We start from the raw sequence: 21,784 nt of genomic DNA on the forward strand, positions 1-21,784 counted from the left end.
CGAGATCTGCATCTCGGGATTCTCCATGTCCTAGCTTTAACACCAGTTTACTGAAAAAACGACTGGAATTGGTATCCATTCATCATTCTTCACAAAAATTTCACAATTACTCAGGAACAGCCAATCCTTCTTTTAATTCATCTGTGGATGCTTCCCATAACGCCTCATTGTGACTCTTCAAGAAATCAGCGAGCACCTTTTTCGAACCATCATCCATATGACTGACAACGATTTTACGCTTCATGGATTTATCCATTAAATTCACATGCTCAGGAAGCGACTTATATCCTCTGCGGATCGAGCGGTCAACCGTCATTTCACAAGCTGTGACTCCTGCATAATATGGCCCCTCTTCTCTACGGTCAATTGTCACCCATACGAGCCAGTAAGGTTTTCCGTTAGGTACCTCTTCTTTGGTTTTTAAAAATTTAATTCCTTTTTCGACGGCACTTCTTGCATGCATCGCACCAATATCAATGACGGCTTCCTTTTCCTCCACATCAATGATCACTGGCGAGATATTATCAAGGCTGAGGGCACCTGCCCCAAAACCTCCATGCCCATCCGTTGCATCTGTTTTTTTAATGATATTAAAACCAATTGGTTTCTTCTTTTTACCTTCCATTCATTAAACCTCCTAAAGCAGCGGCTTCAAAATAAGATTAAACCAGTATATGATTTGATCCCGCATTCCGATCAACGGAACAAAAACAAACTGACCTAGCGGCGTGATGACGAAGATGAGGAAAATGATGATTCCATACTGTTCAAATTGCGTCATCTTTGCACGGATGCCGGGACTGACAACATCCTCAATAATACGATATCCATCCAGCGGCGGGATCGGTAATAAGTTAAATAGGAACAAAATCACGTTCAAGTTAATAAAGATTTGGAAGAAATAATCGATCCCCGGCTCAAAGCGAATGAGCGACTCCCCGTCAAATTTCTGAAGAAGCGCATACACACAAAAGCCCAAAAATGCCAAAACCAAATTGCTTAAAGGTCCAGCGATCGACACACATATCCCTGCGAGACGTGGGTTTTTGAAATGGTACCGATTCACAGGTACAGGCCTCGCCCAGCCAAACCCAGCCACAAAGATCAAGATCGTCCCGAAAATATCAAGGTGCTTCAATGGATTGAGCGTCAGTCTCCCTTGATTTTTAGCTGTCGGATCTCCAAAACGATACGCAACATATGCATGCGCCAGCTCGTGCATCGTAAAAGCCACAACAAGCGTAATGGCGACATATGGAATCAGTTCTAATGGATAAACAAGAAATTGGTCCAAAGGCATGAATCCCTCTTTCTTTCTATACAATGATTTACTTCATTCAGTATACTATAAGAAGTCCCTTAAACTAAAGGGAAGCGTAGCATGAAAGGAAAAAGGAGGTTTTCGCCATGCCAATTATCACCGTTCAAATGCTTGAAGGAAGAACAGATGAGCAGAAAAGAGCTCTTGTGGAGAAAGTCACAGATGCCGTTGTTGAAACAACAGGCGCAGGTGCAGAAAAAGTCTCTGTCATTATTGAAGAAATGAAAAAAGAACATTATGCTGTAGCAGGAAAGCGAATGAGCGACCTGTAAGCATATAAAAAGGACAAACACTTTTTCGGTGTTTGTCCTTTTGTCTCTTACCTTATCTGTACCAAGCTTTATTACGGTTCACTTGATTTTTATGAGCCGCATCGAAGTAATCGACAGTGTAAGAATAATCATAATTCATTAAGCAGACAATTCCGCTGCCTTGAGGGTCATGCGGCAAACCAAAGTTATGGCCGTATTCATGTGTAGCCGCTTTTGCTGTATTCGCTGTTCCTTGATCAAGGTTGACACTGAATGCACTTCCGCTCGGTGCACTATTGTAAACATAAGCGATTCCGCCAGCATCAAAGTTTGGATTTGCTGTAAATCCTGTGACAAAATCGTATCCTCTGCCATCAAAGCTGCGCTGAAGGTTAGACAAAATTTGTGATGCATTTGATCCTGAAGACGTCCAAGACCCTACGGCTTGTACGACAAAGTCCACATCATGATCACGGTTAAATGTCACATCCGCTTGCTCAATGATGCTGACAATGCGCGTCTGCCAATCACTATATTTCGCACGATACTGCGCATCAGCTACTGCATAGACGGTCACTTTCTGACTGCCTGTACTAGCTTTTGTTGAAATCGAATCTCCTGTATTTGCTTTAAAGGTTCTAGACCCTACCTGTTTACCAGACTCATCTAAAATCTTTGTTGTCACATCTCTTTCAATAGGAGGTGCCTTCGTCAAATCTTTAAAATCGTTTGCCTTTGGCAACCCTTCACTAATATGTGTTTCAAACGGCGCATGACCATGATCATGCCCATGACCTGCACTTGTAACTGGTGCAGAAGCTGAACTTACCCCCGGTAACAAACTACCTACCAATAAAAATGACAAAAAGACTGAACGCTTTTTCATTCCTATCCCTCCTTTGTTTTTCACAAGGTTATATATTCACTGAAAATTCACCATTTCCCTTCTATTCAGTCAAAAACAGGGAATTGGATATACAGGAAGAAAGTCGAAACATGTCATTTTCACTAATTTTTCGGATATTTTGACACACATTTCATCAAAAAACAGCACTTTTGGTCTGGGTCATTTACATAGTAATCATCCGCCTTTTTCTAAAATGATGTCATAGACCCAGCCACATCATATAAGGGAGAAAAAATTGATATTAGAAAAGATAAAGTCAGACTTTACTGATACCAATTATACTTCTCTGCGAATCTCCCTTATGATGAAGAACATAAAAACAATGCTACTTCAAAACAGAAGGGACGATCCACATGTCTGAAAAAAAGCACATACAATTTGGATTAATGTTACATGGTCCAGGAGGTCATATGAATGCATGGAAGGATGAATCCGTTCCAGCAGATGCAAGTGTGAACATTGATTATTATCAAGCAATGACAAAAAAGGCAGAAGCAGCGGGTTTCCGTTTTGTCTTTGTCGCAGATGGCTTATATATTCATGAACATTCAATTCCTCATTTCTTGAACCGATTTGAACCATTAACCATCTTATCCGCTCTTGCAGCGGTCACCAAACAGATTGGACTTGTGGGCACCGTATCCACTTCTTACAGTGAGCCCTTTACCATTGCACGGCAATTCGCATCCCTAGATAAATTAAGTAAAGGCCGGGCCGGATGGAATGTTGTGACTTCCCCACTTGAAGGCTCTGCTGAAAATCACATCATTCGTCCGCATCCAAGCCATTCACTTCGATATGAAATTGCAGAAGAATACTTAAAAGTAGTGAACGGCCTATGGAGCTCATGGGAAGAGGATGCTTTTATAAGAGATCGATCAACAGGGGTTTTCTTCGATCGGGATAAACTGCACACATTAAACCATCATGGCAAACACTTTTCTGTCAAAGGTCCTTTGAATATCGAACGATCTGAACAAGGTCAGCCCGTGATTTTTCAGGCAGGTGCGTCAGAGGCAGGAAAGGATTTAGCCGCAAAAGAAGCGGACGCAGTATTTACGAATGCAGACTCACTTGAGAAGGCGAAAGCATATTACCGCGACGTGAAAAATAGAGCCGCAGCGCTGGGCAGAAATCCAGCTGATATCAAAATTTTCCCTGGCATCCACCCGATTACAGGGAGAACAGTCGAAGAAGCAGAAGAAAAATATGAAGCCATTCAACATCTGGTTTCTATTGAAGAAGCCCTTCATTACCTGGGCAGGTTCTTTGATCACTTGGACTTCAGTCAATTTCCACTTGATGAGCCATTTCCTGATATCGGTGATGCCGGTTCAAACAGCTTTCAATCCACAACAGAATCGATTAAAAAAATGGCGAAAGAACAAAACTTGACCTTGAGAGAAGTCGCTCTACGAGTGACCACTCCCAAAAGTGCTTTTTTCGGAACTTATGAACAAGTGGCAGACCAGCTGATCCAATGGATCGAAGAAGATGCCGCAGATGGATTTATTTTTGGCGCGCCTATTCTAGCAAGCGGTTTATCTGAATGGACGGAACACGTCATTCCGATATTAGTAGAAAGAGGATATTACGACCCGAATTATCCAGCTCATACCCTTCGTGAAAATTTGGGTCTGCCTATCAAGAAGAATCAGTTTCTTAAACAAACCGTGAAATAAACATGAAAAGAGGGGTGAGCTCAAAGGCTCCCCCTCTTTTCATGTTGGTTGATGCAGTCGATTTTCGATGAGATCAATGAATTGAAGTACGGCTCTTCCTGGCGAATCATTTGTTTTTCTCAATAGACCAACTGGCGGAGAAACATGAATGCCCTTTATCTCTAATACCTTGGTGCCTGGAAGGGTAAAGGAATGAGCAGTTCGTGTAAAAAGAGAGACACCTAATCCAGCCTGAACATAATGTTTATGGGACATGCTGCTCGTAATCTCTAACTTATTGTAATTGGTCCCAATGACATCGACGATTTGTTGTTCGATTTGAATACGGATGGGGCAATTGTGTGGCGTGAATAAAATGGTCTCATCCTTTAAATCGGTCACCTCCACTACCCCTTTTTCCGCTAATCGATGGGAAGACGGGACGAGCAGCACGATATCATCTTGAAAAAGAGGCTTATAGCTATTCTCCATCGAAGCTTCTGGTGCTCCGCAAATCGCAAAATCAATCTCATCATGAGAAAGTAAGGAACTCAACGTATTCGCATCCGCTACTTGCACAGAAAATTCTACATTCGGAAACCTTTCCTTGAATTCTGCAATAAGTGCAGGAAATTCTAAGCTGGCTGTAGGCTCAGAAACACCGATTCTAATGAACCCCGCAATGCCCACTTCTAAATCTTGGAGTGTTTTCGTCAATTTCTCATATTCATTGAGTAAAGAATTGGCTCTTTCATAAAAAAGCTGTCCTGATGCTGTTAACTTTAAGGTCTTCCCTCTTTCTAGAAGCTTCTCTCCAATTTCCTCTTCTAAATGTTTGATGTGCAAAGTGATGGTTGGCTGAGAATAATTCAGCGCTTCTGCTGCTTTTAAAAAATTTCCGTATTTCACGATCGTGGCAAAGGTGCGTATCGCTCGAATCTCCATGAAAACCCCTCTTCTCCCTGTATTTTAAATATCTGAATCGTGTATTTATGATTACTAATTATACTTTTCTATTGGTTTGCCTTATTATAATTTATATTATCAACTATTCCAAGTTGTTTAGAAGGAATTATCAGAAATGGAGGAGACGAATTGGCAAAAGTAACGATTATAGCAGGCGGGCATTCCGTCCAATCTCGGTTAACCGGTGTCCTGCAACACATCCATCATCGTTTGGCGTTACATGGGATTGATGTTCATGTCATTCAAGTCCACCAGCTTCCTAGCAGTGCCTTAATAGGAGCAGATTTTTCAAACGAAGACATTGTCAAAGCCATTGAGCTTGTGAATGAGAGCGACGGTGTCATTGTGTTAACACCTGTCTACAAAGCGTCTTTTTCCGGTATTTTAAAAACTTTTTTAGATCTACTCCCCCAGAAAGCGTTACAAGGGAAACCCGTTCTTCCCTTTGTTTTAGGAGGAACATACGGACATTTGCTCGTCATTGAATATGCACTTAAACCGATCATTCATCAACTCGGTGCAACCGTCGTTCAATCTGGCGTGTATGTTGTCGATCAACAGGTCTCAAAGCAGGATTCAGATAGCTATGTGCTTGATCCAGATGCCACAAACAGATTAAACCTCGCACTATCTCAATATCAAAGTCTAATAGGAGGAACAGCCAATGTCGCTCACCCTTAGTATTCTTGATCAAAGCCTCGTCAGTGAAAACGAGAAAGCAGAGACCGGTATTCAGCATACTGTCAGATTGGCTGAAGCAGCAGATCAGCTTGGTTATCACAGGTTTTGGGTGTCTGAACATCACAATAATTCTCAAGTGGCAGGATCATCCCCTGAAGCCCTCGCCGGTTATCTTTTAGCAAAAACGAACCATTTGCGAATTGGGTCTGGCGGTGTCATGCTTCAGCATTACAGCCCGTTTAAGGTGGCTGAAACATTTCATGTACTGGCATCACTAGCGCCTGGCAGAGTCGATTTAGGCGTTGGGAAAGCACCGGGAGGGTTGAACCTCTCGACACAAGCGCTTCAGGAAGATTATCAAGCGTCACGGAAAGACTTTTCTCAAAAATTAGTGGATCTCAAAACGTATCTTACTGAACAAGCAAATGAGTTAAATGCTCAGCCAATTCCTAGCGTATCACCCGACATGTTCCTTCTAGGCGGCAGTAAAGAGAGCGCGGAATTCGCAGCGAAACTTGGGATATCCTTTGTGTTTGCCTATTTTATTAACGGGGATGACGCATTATTAAAAGAAGCAAGAGAGACTTTTCAAAAATTCAAGACACAGAACACGCACCAGCAATTTCTTCTCGCCATCACCGTATCTGTAGCGGAAGACCACAAACAAGCCATCTCGTACATCAAGCAAAAGGAAACAGTAAAGGTCTCCTTTTCCGATGGAAGAAAGCTTAATGTGACGTCACTAGAAGATGCAGAAAAGCTGGTGAAAGGAACAAAAAAAGAACACTACAACATTCACGTTCAAAAAACCGGTTATACCGCTGGCACAAAAGAAACCGTTCATCACCGGCTGACTGAACTAGCCGAGACATATGAGATCAACGAGTTCATTGTGCTATCTCCGATTGTAGACATTGAAGCAAGAATAGCGTCTATCACATTATTAAAAGAAGCATTTGATCATGAACTAACAGCCAAAAACCAAATAAACCAAGAGGTGAGCGTCTAATGTCAAATAATCAAAAAATCATTTTATGGAGCAAAAAAGGATGCAGCTATTGTCAGGACATTCAGTCCTATTTCAACGAACAGCACATTACTTATTCAACCATTGATGTAACAGAACATGATCATTACAGAAATATTTTAGAAGAAAAATACGGCGTCCGTTACGTGCCAGTAGTAGAAATCAGCCGTGATCCCCACGTGTATCAAGCATTGCTGAATCCAGATATCGATGCGTTACGAAAAGCGTTGAGCTGACATTACACACTACCCTTTTGATTGGAGGTTTGTCATGAGTCGAGATATTTTTCGCATCGCTACCGAAGAAGATGCACCGGCTTTTCTAGAATTGCTGTCCAGTGCATTTAAACCGCTTGGAGAAATGGGCATTGATTGGCCATCCACGAACGCCACACTTGAAATGGTCACAGAAAACATCAAACAATCCGTTGCTGTTGTGTTAGAACGAGACGGGCGTCTCATATCAACCATCACCATACGTTTTCCATGGGAGAGCACTCAACCGGTTTCAGGCTATCCATTTGTTTGGTGGTTTGCCACAGCTCCTGATTTAGCCGGTCAAGGGATCGGAAATAAACTGCTCGATTATGTAGAAAACACCTTGCTCCGGCAGACATTTAAAGCACCAGCATACACACTGGGCACTTCTGGCCGAAAGCACCCCTGGCTTCTAGAGATGTACGAACGAAAAGGCTATACAGCATATATTGAACGTGAAGCCGATAATGGCGACTTAGGTGTATTAATGTATAAAGTACTCATCCCTGAACGGTTCGATGCCGCCATATTAGGCGCACCGCCATCAGAAGAAAAAGTCCAAACGACTTCAACATAGGAGGTGATTCAACATGGGGGAGTTTTTCAAATGGGAGTATGTCGTCACACTCTTCCCTAAAGTATTGTCAGCCCTTCCAACAACCTTACTGATCGTTTTATTTGCCACTTTGATTGGCAGTTTTCTTGGATTCATTCTTGCTTATTTTCGAATTGAGCGTATTCCCATCCTGCATCAGCTCAGTGCAATTTATGTCTCATTTATTCGCGGAACACCTATCCTTGTTCAAATGTTTATTGTGTTTTATGGCCTGCCTGGTGTGCTTGCAACAATTGGGCTTGATATCTCCATGTGGAACAAATTGATCTTTCTGTATATTACATATGGACTCAATACAGCTGGGTATTTTTCAGAAATATTCCGATCTGCCCTATCGAGTGTCCCAGCATCTCAATATGAAGCGGCCGCCTCGATTGGACTGACGAAATGGCAGATTTATAGAAGAACGCTTATTCCTCAAGCAGGGAGAATCGCCCTTCCTAATATCGGCGTGGCCATTGTCAACTTATTACAAAATACCTCCCTCGCCTTTACATTAGGTGTGATGGACATGATCGGAAAGGTTCAAACATTAGGGGCTTTATACTATCGCGTTTTAGAAGGATACTTTATTGCTGCCGTTATATTTATCATTTTAAGTATGGTGTTAGAAAAATCATTTGACCTATTGGAAAAACGGATCAATACACCGAAAACAAAAAAACAGCGTCAGACGGCATTGCTTCCCTTAAAAAGAGCCGAAGCGGCCTTCACTGTAGAAAAACGTGCAAAATAAACTGAGGAGGAATTTACATGAAAAATAACAGAATATTCAGTAATCATTACATCATCGGCCTGCTTCTACTTGGTTCATTGCTCCTTGCCGCCTGCGGAAATAATGAGCAATCGGATGAAATCAAAGCAGAAGCAAACAATAATGACCCAGATGCAAAAGAAATCGTCATTGGGACAGGGAACGCCTATCAGCCCTTCGTTTACTTAGATGAAAACGGCAAATTAACAGGCTACGAGAAGGCTGTATTAGATGAAGTGGATCAGCTGCTGCCACAATATAAGTTTAAATATGAATCCTTTGAGTTTAAAAATATTCTGCCTGCTTTAGATGCCGGTAAAGTTGATCTCGCTGCACACCAATATGAAATCAATGACGAGCGTCAGAAGAAATATCTATTTGGAAAAGTTGGCTACACAGATTATACAAGCTATGTGGTGGTGAATAAAGCATCCGGTCATGACTTTCAAAGCCTGGACGATTTAGCCGGACACAAAGTGCACACCTCTACAGGAAGTAATTTCGCTTATCTTCTAGAGCAATATAACGCAAAGCATGATCGGAAAATTGACATTGTCTACGGGGATGGCGGGAACGAAATTTTAGTCAAAAACCTGCAAAATGGCACGGTCGATGCTGCCTTACTCACAAAGTATGACGTCAATAAGCTAAACAAACAGTTCAATGCTCATCTTGTGACATCCGGAAAGCCTGTAAACGTATCTAAAACGTATTATTTATACCAAAAAAACAATACGAAACTTCAAAAGGACATTGATCAAGCCCTGCAAAAACTGATTGATAACGGCAAGCTCGCTGAATTGTCTAAAAAAATATTGGGCGGAGACTTTACTACATCATAAGAAAGGAGCGATCTGAGTGGATTTTGACGTTGCTTTTATGTTTCAGGCCTTTGTAGCCGCACTTCATTATTTGCCAACGACGCTGCTATTAGGCTTTCTTCCGCTAGTATTCGGCTCCATCTTTGGCTTTGGTATTGCCCTTATCCGTTTTTATCAAGTGCCTGTATTGTCTCCATTGTTCAAATGGTTTGTGGCGATTTTTAAAGCCATTCCTGTTGTATTAATCTTGCTCGTATCTTATCTTATTTTTTCCGATTCGCTCGATCAATTGGCTGCATTTCTTTCGCTGCCCATCCGTTTTAGCGATTTAGATAGACGATGGGTTGCCATTTTCGCCCTTTCTTTATATGCCGTCAGCGGGTTATCAGAGATATTTCGAAGCTCTCTTGCGTCCATCCCAAAGGGTCAATTTGATGCCGCTCTATCCGTTGGTTTCACAGGCAGGCAGGTGTTGCGAAGAGTGATCATTCCACAAGTCTTTCCCATCTCTCTTCCTTTACTGAACAACATGCTCATCAGTTTAATCAAAGCCTCTTCTCTCGTCTCTATGGTGTCTGTGGTCGATATTTTAAACGGCGCTTTAATCAAAGCCAATGTGAATTACCGTTATCTTGAAGCATACATTGCTGTTGCCCTTATTTACTGGGCTTTGTGTGCCTCTATTGAAGCCATCACTGCTGGATATGAGAAATATGTACACAAAAGTAAAAGGGGGCGGTTCGCATGATTCACATCAAACAAGTGCATAAAGCATTCGGTCAAAACCAGATTCTAAAGGGAATTGATTTAACGGTGGAAAAAGGCGAAGTCGTTGTCATTTTAGGTCCGAGCGGCTCTGGGAAATCAACATTTCTCAGATGCTTAAATTTTCTTGAGCGTGCGGATCAAGGTGAAATCAGCATTGATCAGACCACTGTCACATTCAATCAAGCAAAACCGAAAGACATTCTAGCAATTCGCAGAAAAACAGCCATGGTCTTTCAGCAATACGACCTGTTTATTCATAAGACAGCACTTGAGAATGTCATGGAAGGCTTAGTCATTGCCCGTAAACAACCGAAAGACCAAGCCTATGACACAGCACTCCAATTGCTCAAAAAAGTAGGGTTACTAGAGAAAAAAGATGCCTATCCGCATCAATTATCTGGCGGACAGCAGCAGCGAGTAGGTATTGCAAGAGCACTTGCATTGAATCCGGAAGTCATTTTGTTTGATGAGCCGACCTCCGCTTTAGATCCCGAGCTTGTAGGTGAAACACTTGACGTCATTAAACAAGTGGCACAAACCGGGGTCACCATGATCATCGTCACGCATGAGATGAGCTTTGCCTATGATATTGCCGACAGGGTCATTTTCATGGAAGATGGTGTGATTGTCGAATCAGGCACACCAGAAGAAGTCTTTGAACAGACGAAAGAAGAACGGACGAAACAATTTTTAGCAAGATTTTCTTATCATCATTCCTAAAAAACAAGTCGATCCATGAGGTCGACTTGTTTCTGTTTCTATATGCGTACAAAATAAAAACCAGTCTGTTCTAGCCATTGGCTATCACAAACTGGTTCTTGTCGTTAGTTCAATTCCTTCAACTGATCAATATAAGCAAGAGCTGCCTCAAATTCTTCGTCCGTATAGCGCTGCTTGCTTTTAATGGTGAAGACCTTTTCCTTTACCTCATCTTTTGGCAGATCATCAAAGTATAAAATCGTTGAGACAAGCTCTAGAAAACGAGACGATTGCTCATTCATCTGCTGCGTCAGCACTTTGAGGTCAGGCATGTCCACTTCACACTGATCGAGAAACTCTTTCCCATTGTCCGTCAGCGAATAGCGATATTGATAGTATCCGCCCTTTTTTTCCTTCATTTCGTCCAAGAATCCAAGGTTGCACAGCTCTTCAATTCTGAGCGTCAACTCCTCTGAATAGGGGCCATAAAAATGAAAATCGTATTTCTCGTAAAAAGGCAAATCTAGCTTTTTTGCTATGTAAATCATTTTTTGCAGCTTCTTCCGTCCAACGATTTCCCCAGATTCAGAGAACACCTTCATCAACTTTGCATGCTCTTTCAACAAATTCCCGACATCTCCTTTTTCAGTACTTCCTTATCCCAATCCAAGCAGCTTCATGATCGCCTTCTTTTCTTCAGCTTTTTCCGACATATCTACAATTAAGTCCATCGGGAAATAAAGTTTATGATCGGTTCTTCGTTTACCGGAAATGGCGTCAACAATATCTGACTGTCTCGACAGCTCTTTAATATGACCACTTTGCGTCAAAAGGTGGATCGGCAGCCGCTCTTCTTCTTCGCCCGGTCTATAAAAGTCATAAGGCAAATCAGAGGAAGAGTCGACCACTAAATAATAGTCAGGATCAATTCCTGCTTCTTTGAACAAAGCCGTCAGCTTGAAATATTTCGTCATTTCTTCGTTAGGATTAAACTCTGTATATTGGAATAAACGGCGGTTCATAAAACGGCGGCACAAATCAGCCAGCACGTGATCTTCTTCATCTTCCCACGCCTGAAAATAAAATAAGACAATGGATTCATCCAGCTTAATATAGTCCTCTGTGGTGACATTTCCTTCAAAAATTGAATAAAAATGCACAGGAGCATGTGTGAAAATATATCCCGTTTCATGCAGCTCTTTTGCACGATGGAGGATTTTTGTTAAAATGACCTCCGCGCTGCGGGTCACTGGGTGGAAATACACTTGCCAGTACATTTGATAGCGGCTCATAATATAATCCTCTACGGCATGCATCCCGCTCTGTTTCATCACAATCTGATCTTCTCTTGGACGCATCACGCGTAAAATACGTTCCATATCAAAGTGACCATAGCTGACGCCTGTATAGTAAGCATCACGCTGCAAGTAATCCATTCGGTCGGCATCAATTTGACTTGAAATCAAACTGACCACCTGTTTGTTTTGATACGTTTTGGCAATGACTTCTGCTACATGCTTTGGAAAATCGTCACTGACCCGGCGCAGCACTTCATTTACTTCCGTCTGCCCTAAAATGATATCTCTTGTAAACGATTCATGATCTAAATGAAAGACCTTTTCAAAGGAATGAGAAAACGGACCATGTCCAAGGTCATGAAGCAGGGCGGCACTCAGTACAAGCTCACGCTCCCCTTCATCCCATTCGGGTCTTCCTTTAAACACATCATCCACAATTCGTCTGACAATCTCGTATACACCGAGTGAATGATTAAATCGGCTGTGTTCTGCCCCATGAAACGTTAAATAAGTGGTGCCTAGCTGTTTAATTCGTCTAAGGCGCTGGAACTCTCTCGTTCCGATTAAATCCCATATCAATGCATCCCGTACGTGAACATAGCGGTGCACAGGATCTTTAAATACCTTTTCTTCGGATAATTTCCCTTTTGGATACGCCATCGTTTCGTCCCTCTTTTTTTAAGACGTGTTTCTATTATATCGGGTAACTTTTCCCGAAAACATCCTTGAATTTGCTGGCGAATGTGTTCTCATAGATTGAACGGACGTAAAAAGCCCGACCTGACAGGGACGGACCTCTTTTTAGGTCGACTGAACACATTCAGTGACATTTATTTGACTTTTTTTTGAACCTTTTCGAGTAACTCATCTTCTGTTGGTGCGGATAATGGGCGATTGTTCACAAACGCAAAAGCCTTTTTTCGTCCTGGACCGCAATACGATTGACAGCCAATCTCAATTTTTGCATCAGGGTCAACCGATTTAAGTCGAGGCAATAACGTTTTTAGGTTCGTCGCATCACAATCGTCACATACGCGAAACTCATTAGCCATGTTCTTACGCTTCCTTTCAATGATGAAACTTCATTCTATATGAAACAGTTGGACAACTAAGAGTGAATAATATACCACCCAACATTGTACATCGAAGCGACTGGAGTTGCAAGAAGCATTGTCAGCACAGAGACGTATTCACATAAAAGCTAGTATTTTCCACTATCCTTTTAGCAAACTTGTATAAACCTTCTTCAACTTGGCTAATCTAATACCATCAAATCTTATGGGGGTTTAAACACATGTCAAAACAAAGACAAGATGCTTGGTCAGAGGAAAATGATCTCCTTCTGGCAGAAACCGTCTTACGTCACGTCAGAGAGGGCAGTACACAACTGAACGCATTTGAAGAAGTTGGAGACAAGCTAAACCGTACCTCAGCGGCATGCGGATTTAGATGGAATGCTGTCGTGAGGCATCAATATGAAAAAGCATTGGCACTTGCCAAAAAACAGCGTAAACAACGCATGCGTGCACTCGGCAATGGACAGCCTGCGAAAAAACGTTTGCTCTATCAGCCGCAAGTTGAAGAAACGATCACACAGGAAGAGTTCTCTCAAGAACTGGAACCTGCGCAAGAAGAAACGTTTGCACCTGCAGCCGAAACAGCCGACCAGCTTCAGTTTGTGGATCAAAGCTACAATGAAGAGTTAGCTAGTTTATCACATTTATTGTCACAGGCTTCTCAAGTGACAGAGAAAAAGCCAGAAGCCAATCCATTTGGGCAGCGCCAAGAGCTAACCATTGAAGATATCATTGATTTCTTACGCCGCTATGAAGGCAATGGGCAGCAATCTTCTGCCTTACGCATGGAAAACAGCCGGTTAAAACAAGAAAACAATGAACTTTCACATAAAGTGTCGCAGCTAGAAGCTGAAGTGAAAAAGCTTGAAAAGGATCAGCTCACGATTCAAGAAGATTATGAAACACTCGTCAAAATCATGAACCGTGCAAGAAAACTAGTTTTGTTTGAAGAGGACGACAGTGCCGCACCAACCTTTAAAATGGATCGTAACGGCAACCTTGAAAAAATGGCTGAATAACCAAAAAGTGCTCCCCACCTGCGGGAAGCACTTTTTTAAATATCCAAAAATAGCATCACACTAAAAAGGACATTGATCAAGAAGACGAACATAAAAATATACCTAACTTGCCTCACCTGAAAATCACCAAACATAAAAATATAAAGCCCTGCGATACCAAGCGTCAGTACAGGCTGAAGAAACGGCACGAAAAGCGAAATGCCGTAGCCGGCTCCTATGATGACAGGAAGCCATAGTAAATAGAGGTAACCGCCATTTTTAGATTTCAAGAAACCACTCCCTCTCTTTCTTCTATCTGCTTGATTTCAGGCTGAACAAACTTGAGTCCGGCCATTGTACGTCTGCGTTTTTGTGATGTCCAAACCGCAATCGCCGGCTGATCCGTTAGAGACTCTGTGTCAATGGTGATCAGCACTTTCCCATTTAATTCAATTGAATCTTCAAACTCAATTTTGCACCCAGATAAACTGATATCATGTATGATCACCGGCACCTTCTCTTCTAGTCGGTCCTCATAGGCGATCGTGCCTGTCACACCTTGCAATGGCCTTCTCATCCATTTGCGACGCAGAGCCTTTGGTACCTTCTCCGTTTCTCTTAAAAAGCGGAGAAACGTCCGAACAGCATGAGATTTTTTCTCACGATCCGTCATCGCTACATGCTCTCGTGTGAATAAGAAACGGATCAGTGATAAATACTCTGATTTTTTGGTGTCAGTAAAAGCAACACCAACCATCAGCTGGTCTCCCTCTGGATAGCTCCAAACCACGTCACACGACACGCTTTCATTCTCTGAAAAAAACAATTGCGTTTGTCCTTGATAAAGAGAAGACGCTTGGTCCAATGGAATGGATAGACGCGCACCTGAATCACTCATATCTAGTAGAAAACAAGCAATCGACTGATCTTGATGATCAGAACGAAGATGCCCCTCTTTTTCAATGACAAATCGCTCTGATTTCCGGTAACGCGGTCGATCAAACGCCACAAGCAGTGCCATGAATAAGCCTGCACCGTTATAAAGCACCCAAAAAATATTAATCAACATGAGATCAGCGTTCATCGTCCCATTTACCTTCACATCGTAACCTATTTTCACAAGGGCAAGCAATGAGAGCAGCAAGAAGATCAGATGGGGAATCATCGTTTTTAAATGGAAATGCCTTTTGTCCGTTTGAATTCCCTTCGGTGTCACCAGAAATTCAACCCGTTTTTTCAAGAACAGTTCACTGAGTGCCACACCAGCTAAGTGGAATGCCATTGAACTTTCATAAATATGACTCCAAAACATACTTCTTTTTTGATTCGACACAAGTTTAAAAGCTAAATACGAGCTAAAGAACGCCGGCAACCAAAACATGAAAACGGACTGGAAATCTGCCCAGAAACTTTGAATACCAAACAATAAAAACAAAATCGGTGTGAGAATGTAAATCATTTTAAACAAACCGTTAAACCAATACACAATGCCATCTAAATAAAGAACACGCTGCATCAGCGTTAAGCCGCGCACCTTCAAAGGATTAAACTTACGGGCACACTGAATGTTCCCTCTCGACCAGCGATCTCTCTGCTTTAACAGATCAAGCCAGCTTTCAGGTGCCAGACCGACGGCTAATACTTCTCCGACAGACACAGATTTGAATTTCCCTTGGAGAAGCATTCCTGTTGCCATGTCTTCTGTAATCACTCCAGTAGCAAATCCGCCAATTTCATCTAATGCCGTTCTTCTAAATACCGTATTACTCCCAACATACATGACGGCATTAAACCGATCCTTACCAGCTTGGAGAGTTTGCATGAAGAAGTCCTGCTCATTTGGAATTCGATCTTTCGAGAACATATTATATTGGAAAGGATCTTCGTTATAAAACGCCTGTGGAACTTGAACAAACGCAGTTGCCCCATCATGAAAATAGGGCACTGTTTTTTCTAAAAATGAAGGAAGAGGGACCATATCTGCATCAAGCGTCAGAATCAGCTCCCCATCCGTTTGAAACATCGCATGATTTAAATTACCTGCCTTAGCAAATCTGTTATCTGTTCTTGTCAGATAATGAACACCAAACTCAGAAGCAAGCTGCTCTACAACTTCCCTATTGCCATCATCACATAAATAAATTTGAACGCTTTCCTTCGGATAAGAGAGATTCAAACAACCTGCAACAGTGCGTTTCAGCACCTCAATCGGTTCATTATATGTAGCTATGAAAATATCAACTGTCGGCAGCCTGTCAAGATCACTGATCATGACTTGTTTCCGATTTGAAGGCTTCCAAACCAGTGTATAAAACACAAGCAACTGGATAAACCCAATGCATTCACAGGCAACAAGCAAAATGCCCATGACAATATTAAAAGTACCTTCATGCGGCAATGTAAAGAAGAGACGCCAGCAAATATAGGCAGCATTTGTTAACACACATAGCACAATGATGACTTTTTTCACAGTAGAGGCCATTGGCTGGATACGATATATCATATACAACAGAGACAAAATACAAAGCATAAACAGCGGGTAATACGTGGTGATGAGTGACAAAACATTTTCCTTCTTTCTTATGTCATAAAGGACGATCACATATAAAATGTCATAGCAAAGGAGGGGATTCTTCCATTACATTGCCCCTCCATGTCTATATAAATCATTTCCACAATCGATCTAACTGATTTGAATAAAAATCAATGGCCTTTCGATAACTCAAAATAGCAGGATCATTTGTCGTTTCAGTTAAACAGTTCAATAGTATTTCCATGGCTTTGCTATGTTCATTTAAATTATACAAAGTCATGGCATAAAACGTTTGAATGGCTTTATTATGCGGATAAGCTTCCATCGCATGGAGGAATATCTGTTTTGACTTTTCATATTCCCCTAAGGTTCTGTATGTACTTCCTAATCCTAAAAAAGCATCTTCTCTTTCTTCTGAAGACAAACCTAGCTCAAGCGCCCTCTCATAAAAAAAGACAGCTTGTTTTTCCTTCCCTAACACATCATAACTCCAAGCACATTGATAGTGAATGGAGGCATGATCTGGATACTTTTCTACAAGACGGATGAGCATGTCATTGGATTCTTGAAGTTGTCCACTTTCTCGAAGTTCAATCGCTTTCAGAAGTTTCGTTTCCATTACATCACCCCTATTTTCAAGATGGCTGGAAAGATATGTTTACGAGAACACTTTCTCATTCCGCTCAATCATCCGCGTCATGTTTTTCTCAAACTCCAGCTGTTCCTCGGTGGTCAACCCTGAAGCGGTCAGTTGCTCGCTCAGCTTTTGAAGTTCTTCTAGTAAAAGACGCATGAGAAGCGCACAGTCAATGGGTTTTCCAGTTAATTCTGATAGGGATGCCATCGTATCAGGCTGTATATCAGGGAATACCGCTTTCACCTCATGCCGTTTATCCTTTAAAGCCGCCTCATAAAAACGGCGAATCAAATCAGCTCGTTCCCGGCCGCTTCCATCTGCACACAAATAGATTTGCACAGCGACCCCTCCGCGTAATCTACGCTGAGAAATGCCGGCAAATTTCTTTCCATTGATGCTCAAATCGTAGCTACCTGGACAGTAAGAGCCGACAATTTCATAGGCTTCAATGTCCACCTCATACAGCGACAGCATCCGGCGGATCAATTCCACCATCGCATCATATCCTCGGTCAATATCAATGCCCTTCTTTTGTTCAGCAAAGATTAAAGACACATTCAGTACGCCTTCATCCAGCACCACAGCAAGACCGCCTGAATTGCGCACAATCACGCGATATCCCTCTTCCTCAAGAAGCTTTACACCATCTTGGAGAAATGGAAGTCTTGTATCCTGAATCCCAAGAACGATCGTATTGTGGTGCACCCAAGAACGCGCTGTCGCTGGCGAGAGTCCTTTCCCGACCGACGCACAAAGCGTATCATCCATCGCAAAAGATTGCTTTGGGTCTACATAGAGACCAAGGCTCGATTGATCTATGATTCGCCATGTCGGCTGCGTCAATAACTCAATAGGTTCATTTTTCATGTCCTGCATATCCTCTCGTTCATAAACTGTGTTTATTATAACATGGAGGGAGAATGAGAGAGAAAAAAGCTCTATGACAAGGAACGTCACAGAGCTTTTCAACTGGATGCTTTGGTTTTCTTGTTCTTCCTTTTCGAGATGAAATAAACAGCTGCAATCAAAACGACAGGAACCCCAACCACGAGGCCCGCAGCGATCAATGTGTTCCACGGCAAATCGATCATCTCCTTAATAGACTAAACTTCTATGCAACAGCCGTGACTTACCCAACTTAACAAGTCTTCAGCCACCAATTCCGCATGCTGAGGGTCCATCACACCAGCATCGACAATCCACACTTTTTGCTCCTCTTCTGCCTGCCGCATAAGAAATACTCGCCCGCCGCCATCGTCACCAATGGCTACATAGCCGCTTGCATAATGATGGACTTCCCATGTTTTATTGCGTTCCACTATGTCTTCAGTTCCGTATAAAAGCAGGTCGCCTTCAATGGAACATCCATTTGATTGTTTCAGTAAGACTTGATGAGCATGAGGAAACATCATATTTAGTTCAGCTTCTGCCTCTTTGATATGTATGTCACTTGCTGGTTTGTTTATGACCAGGTTGGGAATCTGAGAAAAATGAATCATTTTGAACGCCTCCTAAAAGGTTGAACTAGCGTTTATTCAGCTGATTTTGTCATAATCCTTTTATACACCCGCAGGAGCACCTTTAATAGAAAATAGAAAATGATGACATCGAGTATAAAACCTAAAAATAGAAATTCAACACCATAATTTGAATGCAGGACTAGCCAATCAATGGGAAAACCTCGATAATCCGAACCGGCATGTGGGACATAAACCCCTCTCATAAAAGCTGTCCCAATGACGAGAAGAACACTGATGCTTAATAGCCAATTGACTGTTTTTTTGTTGATGTGTTTTTTCTGATTCATACGAATTCCTTTCTGTGTTTTTGTATCGCTTTCTAATACAAAGACTTCTACCTATCACTATATAATCAATACAACAATTCTTTTAGTAGACTTTCCGCTTTATGTAATTCATCTAAAAATGGATTTAGATAGTCATTATGACTATCCAAGTAAGCCCTAACTCCGCCAATGATAAAGACTTTTTGGAGATCATCATTGGCTTGCATGATTCTTTGGGCATTCTTGTATCTTCTATATATTAATTCAAGTACACCTTGATGGATCTCTTGCGAATATTCTTTTTCTAGGATGTTGATGACCGTTTGGATTTGTTTCGTTAGTTCTTGTTTTTTGTGCATTTAATGCTCCTTAAGACTTTGGCTCATACTAATAAATATCTAACCGTTGACAATTAAAACTTATAAAATCGCCTTCATTTATATCTCCCGGTATATTGTAATCTAATTCTAATAAAAGTCCGCCTACCTTCACTTTTTCATCACGCTTATCAATTAATTGTCCTAAAAAACTATAACTGAAATTATCATCTAATTTTTCAATTCTATACTCTGACAATTCAGCTTTCACTAAGTCTGACACGTCTAAACAATAAATAGGTTCTAATAGTTCATTTTCTTCAAGGTAATTTAATGGTTGAGCAAAACACATTATTTCCAGTTCGCCATCTGTTACAATCACTTCAGCTTCTGAGGCTTCTTGTGAAATCCAGTTTATTTTTTTTATTTTCAATACGATCACCCTTTTTTACTTCTTTGTTTTTATCCCTAAACTTGGTGCTTTTTTAGAAAGTTCTTTAACCGATTTTATATGAAATGTGGTGATATTTCCTGTTTTTCTATCGAGCCCAACAAATCCGTATTTTGCACTTCCCTTTCCACCAACAATTCTCACATATCCATTCAGTTCTGGTACATATTGTCCCTTCTGAATAAGGTGATTTGCATCTTCAAGATAATTTTTAATATTGTATTTGTTTTTGCCCATTGCACCCATTATCTCTTTACTATGCTTTTCAAAATGAATAATAGCTTCATCACCTTTGAATTTAATCAGTTCACCCGTACCCTTTCTTGTCTTCTCAACCCTCTTCACCACATTCTTCCCTTGATCAATCTTAAAGACATATTTCCCGCCTTTAATGATTTTCATAAATGGGATAATAGAGGCTGCGGATAAGGCTTGTTCTGTGCTACTAATATTTTTGCTGGTTTCTGGGTCTTTGCCGGTGACGGCTCGATAACCGTCATAGATTCCGCTGTATTCTAGGATGATGTTTTCGGTTGTTGAGACAACTTCACCGTCTAATATGCGTTTCGCATTGCCTCGGCTCCGGCTTTCTGGGATGTTGTCGACTTCTTCTATTCTAACTTCACCGTTTGCGATATACGTTCGGATGATTTGTTTATTGGCGTAAACGGTGTATCGACCGCCAATAAAATCAATATCGGATGAGTCGGTGACGACTTCATCTGCTATATCGAATTCTTTTAATTTTTTAATGCCTTTGACGTTGTACAGTTTACCATTTATGACCCTGATGTCTCTATGAATCTTGTTTTTCCCGTTCACAGCTTCCCTTTGCAATATCGTAAGTGATGGATCGTTTGCTGTGACTTGTTGATTAATATTTTTATGAGATTCGTCCCGAACCACCGTCTCCACATCCGCCTGTTGTTTCTCTCTCAGCTTCTTCAACATGATCATCATCGGATTGTCTTTCGGGTTGTCTATTTTGTCATTCAATCCGCTGATCGTGCTGCTTATTTTTTCTTCTTTTCCATTTTTGAAAATAGACCCTTTTTGATAGCTCGTGATGTCGATTTTTGGGCCGGTGAACATGGTGCTTAGCGTGTTGATGTATTGCTTCATTGTTTGCAATGCACTTGTTGTTTCATTCATAGCACTTGTTTGTTCTCTGTCAAAGGCATGGAGCAATCCAATGGTTCTGGATGTCTCAAGCCACGCTTTTTGATAGCTCTGTTGAAAAGCAGACTCGTCTACGTGAGGCAAATGAACGATATGACTGACCCTGCCGATCGCCTGGCTCACATCTGAAACGATGTCAGAAATCGTTCGCTCCGCTTTTTTTAAACCTTGATCAAGTTCGTGTTCAATAAATGCTTGTGATATAAAGCCGTGCTGATTTGATTCAAGGGTATGAAGTGCCTGCTTTGTTTGTTTGAGCGCAGAGCTGTATTCCTCAATGACAACCTGAAAAAATTGCAGGAAGGGAATATGGCATTCTGTATAAAAGGAGCGGATGGCTTGTCCCGCCTCTCCCTTTAGTGCGCCATCAAGTGAGATGATCTGTTGGATTTGTTTTTCTATGGAGCTAATCTGTTGTGATTGCTGCTTTAATGTATTCAGCGTTTGGTCAATTCCGTTTATTAGCGCAAAAGCATCAAGGGTTTTCATTGCGTTCTCCTTTATTTTCTTTTACTGCTGGAAGCAAGCGCCTTGTCCGTTTCGATCATGGTGTTCACCGCTTGTTCTGTTTGTACAAGTTGTTTCTGAAGAATGTCTATATAGGATGTACTTAATTCGTTCAGCTGCTGATTGATTTTTTCTAATGTGTCTGCCGTCAGGAGCTGATTTCTTCCTTTGATGGTTGTTGGAAGTGTGGCATTCATTTGAGCGCCTGATTGTTTTGCATGCTGTAATACTCGTTTGACCTGACTGGCATCTATTTTAATTTCTCTGCTCATG

Annotated in this window: 28 protein-coding genes; 11 read left to right on the plus strand and 17 right to left on the minus strand. The window is 41.5% G+C overall.

From position 1 onward, the window contains the following. Positions 1 to 106 precede the first annotated feature (106 nt). Both MHB38_RS17720 and MHB38_RS17725 read right to left on the minus strand, forming a co-directional pair. On the minus strand, positions 107 to 625 hold the full coding sequence (locus tag MHB38_RS17720; RefSeq protein WP_007497712.1) for a YwhD family protein: 519 nt from the start codon (positions 623 to 625) through the stop codon (positions 107 to 109). Positions 626 to 637: 12 nt separating this feature from the next. Then, positions 638 to 1,300: a site-2 protease family protein gene (locus MHB38_RS17725; RefSeq protein ID WP_341004090.1), complete on the minus strand. Its 663-nt coding sequence runs from the start codon at positions 1,298 to 1,300 to the stop codon at positions 638 to 640. 107 nt (positions 1,301 to 1,407) lie between these two features. Here MHB38_RS17725 and MHB38_RS17730 point away from each other — a divergent pair, with 107 nt between their 5' ends. Then, positions 1,408 to 1,593: a 2-hydroxymuconate tautomerase gene (locus tag MHB38_RS17730; RefSeq protein ID WP_008343530.1), complete on the plus strand. Its 186-nt coding sequence runs from the start codon at positions 1,408 to 1,410 to the stop codon at positions 1,591 to 1,593. A gap of 52 nt (positions 1,594 to 1,645) precedes the next feature. Here the strand turns inward: MHB38_RS17730 and MHB38_RS17735 are convergent, their stop codons facing one another. Next, complete coding sequence (locus MHB38_RS17735; RefSeq protein ID WP_017360078.1) at positions 1,646 to 2,458, minus strand: zinc-dependent metalloprotease; 813 nt, start codon at positions 2,456 to 2,458, stop codon at positions 1,646 to 1,648. Positions 2,459 to 2,832: 374 nt separating this feature from the next. Between MHB38_RS17735 and MHB38_RS17740 the strand changes: the two genes are divergently transcribed. Beyond that, a complete protein-coding gene (locus MHB38_RS17740; RefSeq protein WP_025208149.1) occupies positions 2,833 to 4,161 on the plus strand; it encodes an LLM class flavin-dependent oxidoreductase in 1,329 nt (442 codons plus the stop codon). A 39-nt stretch (positions 4,162 to 4,200) separates the two neighbouring features. Here the strand turns inward: MHB38_RS17740 and MHB38_RS17745 are convergent, their stop codons facing one another. Further along, on the minus strand, positions 4,201 to 5,085 hold the full coding sequence (locus MHB38_RS17745; protein WP_008343536.1) for a LysR family transcriptional regulator: 885 nt from the start codon (positions 5,083 to 5,085) through the stop codon (positions 4,201 to 4,203). Positions 5,086 to 5,235: 150 nt separating this feature from the next. Between MHB38_RS17745 and ssuE the strand changes: the two genes are divergently transcribed. From ssuE to MHB38_RS17785, 8 genes are read left to right on the plus strand one after another with little or no spacing between them, the layout of a single operon-like run. Beyond that, positions 5,236 to 5,787 carry an NADPH-dependent FMN reductase gene (ssuE, locus tag MHB38_RS17750; protein WP_008343538.1) on the plus strand — a complete coding sequence of 184 codons (552 nt, stop codon included), beginning with the start codon at positions 5,236 to 5,238 and terminating at the stop codon, positions 5,785 to 5,787. Next, on the plus strand, positions 5,771 to 6,796 hold the full coding sequence (locus tag MHB38_RS17755) for an LLM class flavin-dependent oxidoreductase (protein ID WP_156061385.1): 1,026 nt from the start codon (positions 5,771 to 5,773) through the stop codon (positions 6,794 to 6,796). The genes ssuE and MHB38_RS17755 overlap by 17 nt, the downstream gene beginning before the upstream one ends. Continuing rightward, on the plus strand, positions 6,796 to 7,050 hold the full coding sequence (locus MHB38_RS17760; protein WP_098680525.1) for a glutaredoxin family protein: 255 nt from the start codon (positions 6,796 to 6,798) through the stop codon (positions 7,048 to 7,050). Before MHB38_RS17755 ends, MHB38_RS17760 begins: the two co-directional genes overlap by 1 nt. 34 nt (positions 7,051 to 7,084) lie before the next feature. Next, on the plus strand, positions 7,085 to 7,648 hold the full coding sequence (locus MHB38_RS17765) for a GNAT family N-acetyltransferase (RefSeq protein WP_008343543.1): 564 nt from the start codon (positions 7,085 to 7,087) through the stop codon (positions 7,646 to 7,648). Between the two features lie 13 nt (positions 7,649 to 7,661). Beyond that, positions 7,662 to 8,423 carry an amino acid ABC transporter permease gene (locus MHB38_RS17770; protein ID WP_008343545.1) on the plus strand — a complete coding sequence of 254 codons (762 nt, stop codon included), beginning with the start codon at positions 7,662 to 7,664 and terminating at the stop codon, positions 8,421 to 8,423. A gap of 17 nt (positions 8,424 to 8,440) precedes the next feature. Further along, positions 8,441 to 9,283 (plus strand): transporter substrate-binding domain-containing protein, encoded by an 843-nt coding sequence (locus MHB38_RS17775; RefSeq protein WP_008343547.1) that lies wholly within the window; start codon positions 8,441 to 8,443, stop codon positions 9,281 to 9,283. A gap of 16 nt (positions 9,284 to 9,299) precedes the next feature. Then, entirely contained in the window at positions 9,300 to 10,010 is a 711-nt protein-coding gene (locus tag MHB38_RS17780; RefSeq protein ID WP_265154607.1) for an amino acid ABC transporter permease, read from the plus strand. Next, positions 10,007 to 10,750 carry an amino acid ABC transporter ATP-binding protein gene (locus tag MHB38_RS17785; RefSeq protein WP_046526747.1) on the plus strand — a complete coding sequence of 248 codons (744 nt, stop codon included), beginning with the start codon at positions 10,007 to 10,009 and terminating at the stop codon, positions 10,748 to 10,750. Before MHB38_RS17780 ends, MHB38_RS17785 begins: the two co-directional genes overlap by 4 nt. 104 nt (positions 10,751 to 10,854) lie before the next feature. Here the strand turns inward: MHB38_RS17785 and MHB38_RS17790 are convergent, their stop codons facing one another. The 3 genes from MHB38_RS17790 to MHB38_RS17800 form a co-directional block, all read right to left on the minus strand. Beyond that, entirely contained in the window at positions 10,855 to 11,355 is a 501-nt protein-coding gene (locus tag MHB38_RS17790; RefSeq protein ID WP_007497715.1) for a YwgA family protein, read from the minus strand. Positions 11,356 to 11,385: 30 nt separating this feature from the next. Continuing rightward, positions 11,386 to 12,687, minus strand: a complete 1,302-nt coding sequence (locus tag MHB38_RS17795; protein ID WP_007497716.1) for an HD domain-containing protein — start codon at positions 12,685 to 12,687, stop codon at positions 11,386 to 11,388. A gap of 170 nt (positions 12,688 to 12,857) precedes the next feature. After that, complete coding sequence (locus tag MHB38_RS17800; RefSeq protein ID WP_003215259.1) at positions 12,858 to 13,079, minus strand: DUF1450 domain-containing protein; 222 nt, start codon at positions 13,077 to 13,079, stop codon at positions 12,858 to 12,860. 242 nt (positions 13,080 to 13,321) lie between these two features. Here MHB38_RS17800 and MHB38_RS17805 point away from each other — a divergent pair, with 242 nt between their 5' ends. Next, positions 13,322 to 14,122, plus strand: a complete 801-nt coding sequence (locus MHB38_RS17805) for an RsfA family transcriptional regulator (protein ID WP_340968392.1) — start codon at positions 13,322 to 13,324, stop codon at positions 14,120 to 14,122. Positions 14,123 to 14,157: 35 nt separating this feature from the next. On the opposite strand, the gene MHB38_RS17810 is transcribed toward MHB38_RS17805, so the two are convergent. The 10 genes from MHB38_RS17810 to MHB38_RS17855 form a co-directional block, all read right to left on the minus strand. Next, positions 14,158 to 14,391 (minus strand): DUF5970 family protein, encoded by a 234-nt coding sequence (locus tag MHB38_RS17810; protein WP_035702387.1) that lies wholly within the window; start codon positions 14,389 to 14,391, stop codon positions 14,158 to 14,160. Further along, on the minus strand, positions 14,388 to 16,664 hold the full coding sequence (locus tag MHB38_RS17815) for a glycosyltransferase (protein WP_340968393.1): 2,277 nt from the start codon (positions 16,662 to 16,664) through the stop codon (positions 14,388 to 14,390). The genes MHB38_RS17810 and MHB38_RS17815 overlap by 4 nt, the downstream gene beginning before the upstream one ends. 103 nt (positions 16,665 to 16,767) lie before the next feature. Continuing rightward, a complete protein-coding gene (locus tag MHB38_RS17820) occupies positions 16,768 to 17,253 on the minus strand; it encodes a tetratricopeptide repeat protein (RefSeq protein ID WP_017360088.1) in 486 nt (161 codons plus the stop codon). 39 nt (positions 17,254 to 17,292) lie between these two features. Further along, positions 17,293 to 18,138, minus strand: a complete 846-nt coding sequence (locus tag MHB38_RS17825) for a lipoate--protein ligase family protein (RefSeq protein ID WP_216099204.1) — start codon at positions 18,136 to 18,138, stop codon at positions 17,293 to 17,295. Between the two features lie 236 nt (positions 18,139 to 18,374). Continuing rightward, positions 18,375 to 18,770 (minus strand): SMI1/KNR4 family protein, encoded by a 396-nt coding sequence (locus tag MHB38_RS17830; protein ID WP_341004099.1) that lies wholly within the window; start codon positions 18,768 to 18,770, stop codon positions 18,375 to 18,377. Between the two features lie 32 nt (positions 18,771 to 18,802). Next, positions 18,803 to 19,078, minus strand: coding sequence for a hypothetical protein (locus MHB38_RS17835; RefSeq protein WP_216099206.1), 276 nt, complete (start codon positions 19,076 to 19,078; stop codon positions 18,803 to 18,805). A gap of 65 nt (positions 19,079 to 19,143) precedes the next feature. Continuing rightward, on the minus strand, positions 19,144 to 19,416 hold the full coding sequence (locus MHB38_RS17840; RefSeq protein ID WP_099496912.1) for a hypothetical protein: 273 nt from the start codon (positions 19,414 to 19,416) through the stop codon (positions 19,144 to 19,146). A 28-nt stretch (positions 19,417 to 19,444) separates the two neighbouring features. Continuing rightward, positions 19,445 to 19,807: a hypothetical protein gene (locus MHB38_RS17845; protein ID WP_017360093.1), complete on the minus strand. Its 363-nt coding sequence runs from the start codon at positions 19,805 to 19,807 to the stop codon at positions 19,445 to 19,447. Positions 19,808 to 19,822: 15 nt separating this feature from the next. Further along, positions 19,823 to 21,493, minus strand: a complete 1,671-nt coding sequence (locus tag MHB38_RS17850) for a T7SS effector LXG polymorphic toxin (protein ID WP_341004100.1) — start codon at positions 21,491 to 21,493, stop codon at positions 19,823 to 19,825. A gap of 11 nt (positions 21,494 to 21,504) precedes the next feature. Beyond that, complete coding sequence (locus MHB38_RS17855; RefSeq protein ID WP_008343583.1) at positions 21,505 to 21,783, minus strand: YwqI/YxiC family protein; 279 nt, start codon at positions 21,781 to 21,783, stop codon at positions 21,505 to 21,507. Position 21,784 lies beyond the last annotated feature (1 nt).

Source organism: Bacillus sp. FSL K6-3176, from assembly GCF_038003325.1.
GTDB classification, from domain to species: Bacteria; Bacillota; Bacilli; order Bacillales; family Bacillaceae; genus Bacillus; species Bacillus altitudinis.

What these genes read in the sequence shown, in the direction of transcription:
- MHB38_RS17720 (WP_007497712.1), bottom strand. Translation starts at nt 625, where the DNA reads ATGGAAGGTAAAAAGAAGAAACCAATTGGTTTTAATATCATTAAAAAA.
- MHB38_RS17725 (WP_341004090.1), bottom strand. Translation starts at nt 1,300, where the DNA reads ATGCCTTTGGACCAATTTCTTGTTTATCCATTAGAACTGATTCCATAT.
- MHB38_RS17730 (WP_008343530.1), top strand. Translation starts at nt 1,408, where the DNA reads ATGCCAATTATCACCGTTCAAATGCTTGAAGGAAGAACAGATGAGCAG.
- MHB38_RS17735 (WP_017360078.1), bottom strand. Translation starts at nt 2,458, where the DNA reads ATGAAAAAGCGTTCAGTCTTTTTGTCATTTTTATTGGTAGGTAGTTTG.
- MHB38_RS17740 (WP_025208149.1), top strand. Translation starts at nt 2,833, where the DNA reads ATGTCTGAAAAAAAGCACATACAATTTGGATTAATGTTACATGGTCCA.
- MHB38_RS17745 (WP_008343536.1), bottom strand. Translation starts at nt 5,085, where the DNA reads ATGGAGATTCGAGCGATACGCACCTTTGCCACGATCGTGAAATACGGA.
- MHB38_RS17755 (WP_156061385.1), top strand. Translation starts at nt 5,771, where the DNA reads ATGTCGCTCACCCTTAGTATTCTTGATCAAAGCCTCGTCAGTGAAAAC.
- MHB38_RS17760 (WP_098680525.1), top strand. Translation starts at nt 6,796, where the DNA reads ATGTCAAATAATCAAAAAATCATTTTATGGAGCAAAAAAGGATGCAGC.
- MHB38_RS17765 (WP_008343543.1), top strand. Translation starts at nt 7,085, where the DNA reads ATGAGTCGAGATATTTTTCGCATCGCTACCGAAGAAGATGCACCGGCT.
- MHB38_RS17770 (WP_008343545.1), top strand. Translation starts at nt 7,662, where the DNA reads ATGGGGGAGTTTTTCAAATGGGAGTATGTCGTCACACTCTTCCCTAAA.
- MHB38_RS17775 (WP_008343547.1), top strand. Translation starts at nt 8,441, where the DNA reads ATGAAAAATAACAGAATATTCAGTAATCATTACATCATCGGCCTGCTT.
- MHB38_RS17785 (WP_046526747.1), top strand. Translation starts at nt 10,007, where the DNA reads ATGATTCACATCAAACAAGTGCATAAAGCATTCGGTCAAAACCAGATT.
- MHB38_RS17795 (WP_007497716.1), bottom strand. Translation starts at nt 12,687, where the DNA reads ATGGCGTATCCAAAAGGGAAATTATCCGAAGAAAAGGTATTTAAAGAT.
- MHB38_RS17800 (WP_003215259.1), bottom strand. Translation starts at nt 13,079, where the DNA reads ATGGCTAATGAGTTTCGCGTATGTGACGATTGTGATGCGACGAACCTA.
- MHB38_RS17805 (WP_340968392.1), top strand. Translation starts at nt 13,322, where the DNA reads ATGTCAAAACAAAGACAAGATGCTTGGTCAGAGGAAAATGATCTCCTT.
- MHB38_RS17820 (WP_017360088.1), bottom strand. Translation starts at nt 17,253, where the DNA reads ATGGAAACGAAACTTCTGAAAGCGATTGAACTTCGAGAAAGTGGACAA.
- MHB38_RS17825 (WP_216099204.1), bottom strand. Translation starts at nt 18,138, where the DNA reads ATGAAAAATGAACCTATTGAGTTATTGACGCAGCCGACATGGCGAATC.
- MHB38_RS17830 (WP_341004099.1), bottom strand. Translation starts at nt 18,770, where the DNA reads ATGATTCATTTTTCTCAGATTCCCAACCTGGTCATAAACAAACCAGCA.
- MHB38_RS17835 (WP_216099206.1), bottom strand. Translation starts at nt 19,078, where the DNA reads ATGAATCAGAAAAAACACATCAACAAAAAAACAGTCAATTGGCTATTA.
- MHB38_RS17840 (WP_099496912.1), bottom strand. Translation starts at nt 19,416, where the DNA reads ATGCACAAAAAACAAGAACTAACGAAACAAATCCAAACGGTCATCAAC.
- MHB38_RS17850 (WP_341004100.1), bottom strand. Translation starts at nt 21,493, where the DNA reads ATGAAAACCCTTGATGCTTTTGCGCTAATAAACGGAATTGACCAAACG.
- MHB38_RS17855 (WP_008343583.1), bottom strand. Translation starts at nt 21,783, where the DNA reads ATGAGCAGAGAAATTAAAATAGATGCCAGTCAGGTCAAACGAGTATTA.